Below are 7,617 nucleotides of genomic sequence, written 5' to 3'. Positions count from 1 at the left end.
GGCTCGCCGAAATAGACACCGCCGGTCAACTCGCGCACGATCAGGATGTCGAGGCCTTCGACCAGTTCCGGCTTCAGCGACGATGCGGCGGAAAGCGCCGGATAGCAGATGGCCGGGCGCAGGTTGGCAAACAGCTGCAGGTCCTTGCGCAGGCGTAAGAGACCGGCTTCGGGACGGACCTCGTAAGGCACGGCATCCCACTTCGGACCGCCGACGGCACCAAACAGCACGGCGTCGGCTGCAAGCGCCTTGGCCATGTCCCCTTCCGAAATCGCCTGGCCGTGGGCGTCATAGGCAGAACCGCCGACGAGGCCTTCGTCCGTCACGAAGCCGGCGCCAAGCTCGGCATTCATGTAGGCGATGATTTTGCGGACTTCCGCCATGGCTTCCGGGCCGATGCCGTCGCCGGGCAGAAGGAAGAGATTGCGCACTGTCATGGAAAGTCCTTCTCGCGGGGAAAACTCGCGCGCGTCTTAGCGCAACTTCGTATCGAGGGAAATGATCGCGACGAAAGAATTGTGCGCCAACATCCCGGCCCCGCGCCGGTTACCGGAGAAACAGCGTGCACGCCGAAAGGGTGGAATTCTCACATCCGCGGCCCGAAGCCGCAACGCCCGCACACACACGGAAAAGGATCGAGATCATGCGCAATTTCACTCACGAGATCACGACGCTTCTCGGCGCCAGCGTCAATGCCCTTGTCTTCGGCAACCGTCGAGCCAGCGGTTCCCGTCGCTAGAACACAGTTCTTCGTGTCACTGCATGCCGCCACTCTTCGGTGGAGGTCTGTCTTGCCGTTCGCGCCTACCGATTTTCGCGAAGCGACCGTGCGCCTGGAAATCCTGGAGCGTTTTTGCAGTTCCCGTTTCGACATTCTCTCGGAGCAGCCTTTCCGCTTGACGGAATCGTTGGCTGGGGATCGAATGGTCGCTGACACAACCGGGGACCCGCCATGTCCGAGACGCTGCTGATCGGTGCCTTTCTCGCCGCCCTTTCCTATACGCTCATTCCCGGGCCGGCTTTTCTGGCCTTGCTCGGCATCGGTGCCGGCCAGGGCCGCAAGGCAGGCGCCCTGTTCATGGGCGGCCATCTCGCCGGCGATATCCTCTGGTCGGGCTTGGCGCTGGTTGCGATCGTCGGCGCGCGTTCGGTCGGCACGACGATCTTCGACATTCTCGGCCTCTTCTGTGGCCTCTATCTCGGCTGGATCGGCTGGACCGCGCTGCGCGCCCGGCCGACGGGCGAAAACAGGGCGCTGATCACGGTGGAGCGACCGCTCCGGCGCGGGCTTATCTTCGGCCTGACAAACCCGAAGGGGTATCCGGTGGCGCTCGCGACCTTCACCGCCCTGCTCGCCGGCTCCGCCAACGCGCTTGAATTCGACGCCCTGCCGATGCTGCTCGGCGTCTCGCTTATCGGCTTTCTCGTTGCCGACCTGATCCTGATCGTAATCATCGGCGCGTCGGTCGTTCGGCGTTTCTATCGCCACCATGAGCTGGCGATCGTTCGGCTCTCAGGGCTGCTGTTCATCGGCTTTGCCGTCCAGGCCGTGTGGCACGCCGCCCCCGGCCTTCTCGGTCTGCGCAAGCCCTGAAACCCAAGCCCAAGTCTTGACGCTGGGGCCGCCGGCAACCACCTCAAGCTCTTCCGCCCGACGTTGTCTCCAGCTGCGTGGGCGCTCCCCTCCCCGGCCATTAGCCGGCATCCGCATGCGAAAGGATCCTTCATGACCGCCAGCACCCCGCTCAATCCTGCCCTGACGACCTGGACCGGACATGAGGGCTTGCCCCGCTTCGACCTGGTGAAGGACACGGATTTCGCGCCCGCCTTCGAGGCGGCCTTCAAGGTGCATGAAGCGGAGATCGACGAAATCGCCGGAAGCACTGATGCGCCGACCTTCGACAACACCGTGATCGCGCTTGAGATTGCCGGCGATGAGCTGTCGCGCATCTCCTCGCTCTTCTGGAACAAGGCCGGCGCCGACACCAACGAAACCATCCAGGCGCTGGAACGCGACATCGCGCCGAAAATGTCCCGGCACTATTCCAGGATCGGCACGAATGCAGCGCTGTTCAAGCGGATCGACACGCTGTGGGAAAACCGCGAAACCCTCGGTCTCGACCTTGAGGCGACGCGGGTCCTGGAGCGGCACTGGAAGGGTTTCGTCAAATCCGGCGCGAAGCTGGCGAAGGATGAGCAGGAGCGGCTGGCGGCGATCAACGAGACGCTTGCCGGCCTCGGCGCCAAGTTCGGTCAGAACGTGCTTGCCGACGAAAAGAACTGGGCCCTCTTCCTTGAGAGCGACGAGGATCTGGCCGGGGTGCCGGACTTCCTGCGCGACGCCATGGCGGCTGCCGCCAGCGACCGCGGCGAAAAGAGCAAATATGCGGTGACGCTGTCGCGTTCGATCATCGAGCCGTTTCTGACCTTCTCCGACAATCGCGAGCTGAGGGAGCAGGCCTTCCGGGCCTGGATCGCCCGCGGTGAGAATGGCGGCGAGACCGACAATCGCGGCCTCATCGCCGAAACGCTGGCTCTGCGGGCCGAGAAGGCCAGGCTGCTCGGCTATGCCAATTACGCGGCGCTGAAGCTCGACAACACCATGGCCAAGACACCGGCAGCCGTGAACGGCCTGTTGATGCAGGTCTGGGAAAAGGCGGTCTCCCGTGCCCGCGAGGAAGAGGCCGATCTTGCCAAGCTGATCGCAGCCGAAGGCCGCAATCACGACGTCATGCCGTGGGACTGGCGCCACTATGCGGAAAAGCTGCGTGCCGAAAAGTTCAATTTCTCGGAAGGCGAGCTGAAGCCTTATCTGCAGCTCGAAAAGATCATCTACGCCTGCTTCGATGTCGCCCAGCGCCTGTTCGGCATCACCGCGACGGAAAAGAAGGGCATGGCCGGCTATCATCCGGATGTGCGCGTCTTCGAGATCCGCGACGCCGCCGGCAAGCTTGTGGCGCTGTTCCTCGGCGATTACTTCGCGCGTTCGTCGAAGCGCTCCGGCGCCTGGATGAGTTCGTTCCAGTCTCAGCACAAGCTGACGCTCAAGAACGGCACCGTCGGCGAACTGCCGATCATCTACAACGTCTGCAACTTTGCCAAACCCGCTGAAGGCAAGCCGGCGCTCCTGTCGCTCGACGACGCGCGCACCCTCTTCCACGAGTTCGGGCATGCGTTGCATGGCATGCTATCCAACGTCACCTACCCCTCCGTATCCGGTACGGGCGTGTCGCGAGATTTCGTCGAACTGCCTTCGCAGCTCTACGAACACTGGCTGACGGTGCCGGATATCCTCAAGCGCTATGCGGTGCACTACCAGACCGGCGAGCCGATGCCCGAGGCGCTGCTCGACAAGGTGCTGGCCGCACGCACCTTCAACTCCGGCTTCGCCACGGTCGAGTTCACCTCGTCCGCCTTGGTCGACATGGCCTATCACACGGCGGAAACGCAGGGTGAGCCGATGGCGCTCGAAACGGCGACACTGGAAAAGATCGGCATGCCGAAGTCGATCGTCATGCGGCATCGCAGCCCGCATTTCCTGCATGTCTTCTCCGGGGACGGCTACTCTGCGGGGTACTATTCCTACATGTGGTCGGAAGTGCTCGATGCGGATGCGTTTGCCGCCTTCGAAGAGACGGGCAATCCTTTCGATCCCGTCATGGCGCGCAAGCTCAGGGACAACGTCTATTCGGTCGGCGGCTCCATCGATCCGGAAGACGCCTACAAGGGGTTCCGCGGCAAGCTGCCGAGCCCCGATGCCATGTTGGCCAAGAAGGGCCTGGCGGCCTGAGGCATGATTGTCGGTCCTACCGCGCCATCTGGCGCGATCGGCCCGACCACAGTGCGCGCGCCGTGTTGCGCGCCGCCTCGAAGTCGGAGGCGTTGCCGAGACTGCTCGGCGAAGGCCTGACCCTCAGTGCCGCCGTCTACAATCTCCTGGACAAGAAGGTCGAGCAGACGGATTTCAACACGGTGATGGAGGGCCGCCGTTTCTGGATGAGCCTGACGACAACGTTCTGAGGCCATCCGCCGGGGTCGCTGCCCCGGTCATCGACGGCGCCCGTTGCGGGCGCCGTTTTTCGTTGTCAGCCGGCCTGTTCGACGCCGAGGGTCGTAACAAAGCTCTGCATCCGCTTTGCCGCCAACTCGGGTCGATCAAGCACGTTGGCCTTGTCGGCAAGCCGGAAGATGTCGGAGTAGTGCAGCAGGCCACGCGCCGACTGCATGCCTGCCGGCATGGTGAAATGGCCCTGGTGGCCGTTCAGCCAGGCGAGGAAAACGACGCCGGCCTTGTAGTACTGTGTCGGCGTCTCGAAGATCTTGCGCGACAGCGGCACGGTCGGCTCGATGACGCCACGGAAAGTGGCCACATCGCCCTTGGCCAATGCCGCAAGCGCCTTGGAGGCGGAAGGTGCCACCGCATCGAAAATGCCGAGAAGTGCGTGACTGTATTTCGCGCCGTCGCCCTCGATGAGCTCCGCATAGTTGAAGTCATCGCCGGTGAAGCAAAGTACGCCCTCCGGCAGTCGGTTGCGCAAGGCGACTTCTTTGGCGTTGTCGAGCAGGGAGATCTTGATGCCTTCAACCTTGTCGCGGTTGGCCTGGATGATCGACAGCACCGCGTCGAGTGCCTCATTGAAATCGTCAGAGCCCCAGTAACCCTTGAGCTGCGGATCGAACATGTCGCCGAGCCAATGCAGCACGACCTTGTTTTTTGTCTGGCGCAGAATGTGACCGTAGACGTGGCGATAATCGTCGGGCGAGCGGGCGACGCGGGCAAGCGCGCGGCTTGCCATCATGATGGCGCGGCCGCCCTCACCCTCGACGAATCCGATTTGTTCCTCGTAGGCGGCAATCACGTCGTCGAGCGAGCGTGCCTCAGTGGGCGCCAGGTGATCGGTGCCCGCACCGCAGGCAAGGTCAGCGCCCGGCACGCTTCGCGCCTCGGTGAGGGAGCGGCGGATCAGTTCCTGCGCGCCCGGCCAGGCGAGGCCCATGCCGCGCTGGGCGGTGTCCATCGCCTCGGCGATCTTGAAGCCCAGGCCCCAGAGATGATGGCGGAAGGCCATCGTCCGCTCCCAGTCGATGGCGGCATTGCCCCAGGGATCGGCATCGCGAAACGGATCCGACACAACATGAGCGGCGGCATAGGCAATGCGATTGAAGGTTGGGGCGGCGCTTGGCCGCTCGATCGGGATGCCCGCCAGACTGTATCGCTCAAGTGAACCGTCATGGCGTGGCAGCGTCAGGCTTGTCATCGGCTTTCTTCTCCTCCTCGGATCGTTGCATTCGAATAATTTAGATCGTTCCAAATTTCAAGTGGGAAATCTGGCATCCGATGCCAATCGAGGTGCCAAGGCTCCGGAATGAAAAGAAAAATATGGCATAAGCCATTGTAAACAAGGATATTTATAAACAATTACAACGGTGATGCCGTGGATCTATTACCTGTATCGCTGGGACTGAGATGGCCATAGAATAGTACGGAAACCAAAAAAGTGATCCTCCACCTCTTGACGAATTTGGAACGTTCCAATTATGAATGTGAAAAATAAGGCGGGTTTGGGAGGGTGCTTTGGTCAAGGAACGGGTAACGGTGGTGGATATCGCACACGCAGCCGGCGTGTCGAAGTCGACCGTGTCGCTCGTCCTTCAGGGCAGCTCGCTGGTCAACGAGGTGACGCGCGCCAAGGTCAACGCGACCATTCGCGAGCTTGGTTACGTCTACAATCGCAGCGCTGCCAACCTGCGCCAATCGAAGTCGAAGATCATCGGCATCGTCGTCAACGACCTGACCAACAGCTTCTTTGCCGAACTGGCGGTTGGCGTCGATACCGTGGTGCAGTCAGCCGGCTTCGTCCAGTTTCTCGCCAACACGAATGAAAAGATCGAGCGGCAACGCGAGGTCGTGGCGTCCATGCGCGAGCATGGGGTCTCCGGGCTGATCATCTCCCCGGCGCGCGGCACCGAGGCTGCCGATCTGGCGCCTCTGGTCGATAGCGGCATCCCCGTCGTGCTCGTCGTTCGCGATATCGCCGACGCGGGCGTTTCATCGCTGACGTCTGACAATCATGCCGGCGCCATGGCGGCGGTGCGCCACCTGATCGAGCGGGGTCATCGGCGCATCGCGTTCCTCGGTGGTTTCCACGACACCGCCGTATTCGAGGCGCGCATGCGCGGCTACCGCGAAGCTTTGCTCGAGGCGGGACTTGATGCGGCCGAGGCGCTTGTCATCGGCTCGGCGCCATCGCGCGCCGGCGGTGTCACGGCCATCGAGCAGGCGATGATGCTTTCCGACCGGCCAACGGCCGCGCTCTGCTTCAACGACGCGGTCGCATTCGGTGTCTGCGACGGCCTGCGGGCGCGGCGGCTGGAGCCGGGCGCCGACTTTGCTGTGATCGGCTTCGACGATGTGATCGAGGCGAAGACGGCGGTGCCGGCACTGACGACCGTGTCCGTCGATCCGCAAGGCATGGGGCAGAGGGCGGCGGAATTGCTGCTGAAGCAGATCAATGCGGGCAAGGCGGAGGCCGAAGCGATTATCGGTTCGGTGCGTCTCGTCGTTCGCCAGAGCTGCGGTGCTGCGATCGAGCGCAGAACGAGGGAGGCATTGTCATGAACAGATGGGGTCTGATCGGCGCGAGCACGATCGCGCGCGAATGGGTCATTGGCGCAATTCGCGCCACCGGTGGCGAAGTGGTTTCGGTGATGAGCACCAGCGCTGAGCGCGGTGCTGCCTATGCCACGGAAAATGGCATCGGCAAGTCGGTGACGTCGGTCGAGGAACTGGTCGGTGATCCCGATGTTGATGCCGTCTACGTCTCGACCACCAACGAGCTGCACCGCGAGCAGACGCTGGCGGCAATTCGGGCCGGCAAGCACGTGCTATGTGAAAAGCCCTTGGCGATGACGCTGGAGGATGCGCGCGAAATGGTTGTCGCCGCACGCGAAGCCGGCGTGGTGCTTGGCACCAACCATCACCTGCGCAACGCCGCTGCCCACCGGGCGATGCGGGATGCCATCGCCGAAGGGCGGATCGGCCGGCCGATCGCGGCACGGGTCTTCCATGCGGTCTATCTGCCGCCGCATCTGCAGGGCTGGCGGCTGGAGCGGCCGGAAGCCGGTGGCGGCGTCATTCTCGACATTACCGTGCACGATGCCGACACCTTGCGCTTCGTCCTTAACGACGATCCGGCCGAAGCCGTTGCCATCAGCCATAGCGCCGGCATGGGCAAGGAGGGGGTGGAGGACGGCGTCATGGGGGTGCTGCGCTTCCAGTCGGGCGTCATCGCCCAGTTCCACGATGCTTTCACCACCAAGTTTGCCGAGACCGGGTTCGAAGTCCACGGCACGGAGGGGTCGCTGATTGGCCGCAACGTCATGACGCAGAAGCCGGTCGGCACCGTCACCTTGCGTAATGCCGAGGGCGAAAGCCAACTGCCGCTCGATCCGGCCAATCTCTATGAAACCGCCCTTGCGGCGTTTCATTCAGCGATCGAAGGCCATGGCCAGCCCTCGGCAACCGGCGAGGACGGTGTCTGGTCGCTGGCAACCGGCCTTGCGGTCGTCAAGGCGGCAGCGACCGGTCAGGCGGCTGCGATCGAAACGGGACTTTGA

General features: G+C 63.0%; 7 protein-coding genes. 5 read left to right on the top strand and 2 right to left on the bottom strand.

The window, feature by feature from the left end; genetic code table 11:
- A partial coding sequence (locus ASD03_RS26325; RefSeq protein ID WP_244494701.1) for an isocitrate/isopropylmalate family dehydrogenase occupies positions 1–437 on the bottom strand: 437 nt, incomplete at its 3' end.
- A 515-nt stretch (positions 438–952) separates the two neighbouring features.
- Here ASD03_RS26325 and ASD03_RS26320 point away from each other — a divergent pair.
- The 3 genes from ASD03_RS26320 (at position 953) to ASD03_RS39340 (ending at position 4,020) form a co-directional block, all read left to right on the top strand.
- Positions 953–1,594 (top strand): LysE family translocator, encoded by a 642-nt coding sequence (locus tag ASD03_RS26320; RefSeq protein WP_025425268.1) that lies wholly within the window; start codon positions 953–955, stop codon positions 1,592–1,594.
- A 132-nt stretch (positions 1,595–1,726) separates the two neighbouring features.
- Positions 1,727–3,790, top strand: a complete 2,064-nt coding sequence (locus ASD03_RS26315) for a M3 family metallopeptidase (protein WP_025425267.1) — start codon at positions 1,727–1,729, stop codon at positions 3,788–3,790.
- Positions 3,791–3,882: 92 nt separating this feature from the next.
- Positions 3,883–4,020, top strand: coding sequence for a hypothetical protein (locus tag ASD03_RS39340; RefSeq protein ID WP_156408076.1), 138 nt, complete (start codon positions 3,883–3,885; stop codon positions 4,018–4,020).
- Positions 4,021–4,085: 65 nt separating this feature from the next.
- On the opposite strand, the gene ASD03_RS26310 is transcribed toward ASD03_RS39340, so the two are convergent.
- On the bottom strand, positions 4,086–5,258 hold the full coding sequence (locus tag ASD03_RS26310; RefSeq protein ID WP_025425266.1) for a dihydrodipicolinate synthase family protein: 1,173 nt from the start codon (positions 5,256–5,258) through the stop codon (positions 4,086–4,088).
- A gap of 317 nt (positions 5,259–5,575) precedes the next feature.
- Between ASD03_RS26310 and ASD03_RS26305 the strand changes: the two genes are divergently transcribed.
- Entirely contained in the window at positions 5,576–6,619 is a 1,044-nt protein-coding gene (locus tag ASD03_RS26305; protein ID WP_025425265.1) for a LacI family DNA-binding transcriptional regulator, read from the top strand.
- Positions 6,616–7,617, top strand: a complete 1,002-nt coding sequence (locus ASD03_RS26300) for a Gfo/Idh/MocA family oxidoreductase (protein WP_025425264.1) — start codon at positions 6,616–6,618, stop codon at positions 7,615–7,617. Before ASD03_RS26305 ends, ASD03_RS26300 begins: the two co-directional genes overlap by 4 nt.

This window comes from Ensifer sp. Root127 (genome assembly GCF_001425225.1).
Lineage (GTDB): Bacteria > Pseudomonadota > Alphaproteobacteria > Rhizobiales > Rhizobiaceae > Ensifer > Ensifer canadensis.
Note: the sequence above shows the minus strand (reverse complement) of the source record. Positions and strands in the feature narration are given on the sequence as shown.

Excerpts from the sequence above, each read along its gene's own strand:
- ASD03_RS26300 (WP_025425264.1), top strand. The coding sequence starts at position 6,616 with ATGAACAGATGGGGTCTGATCGGCGCGAGCACGATCGCGCGCGAATGG.
- ASD03_RS26310 (WP_025425266.1), bottom strand. The coding sequence starts at position 5,258 with ATGACAAGCCTGACGCTGCCACGCCATGACGGTTCACTTGAGCGATAC.
- ASD03_RS26315 (WP_025425267.1), top strand. The coding sequence starts at position 1,727 with ATGACCGCCAGCACCCCGCTCAATCCTGCCCTGACGACCTGGACCGGA.
- ASD03_RS26320 (WP_025425268.1), top strand. The coding sequence starts at position 953 with ATGTCCGAGACGCTGCTGATCGGTGCCTTTCTCGCCGCCCTTTCCTAT.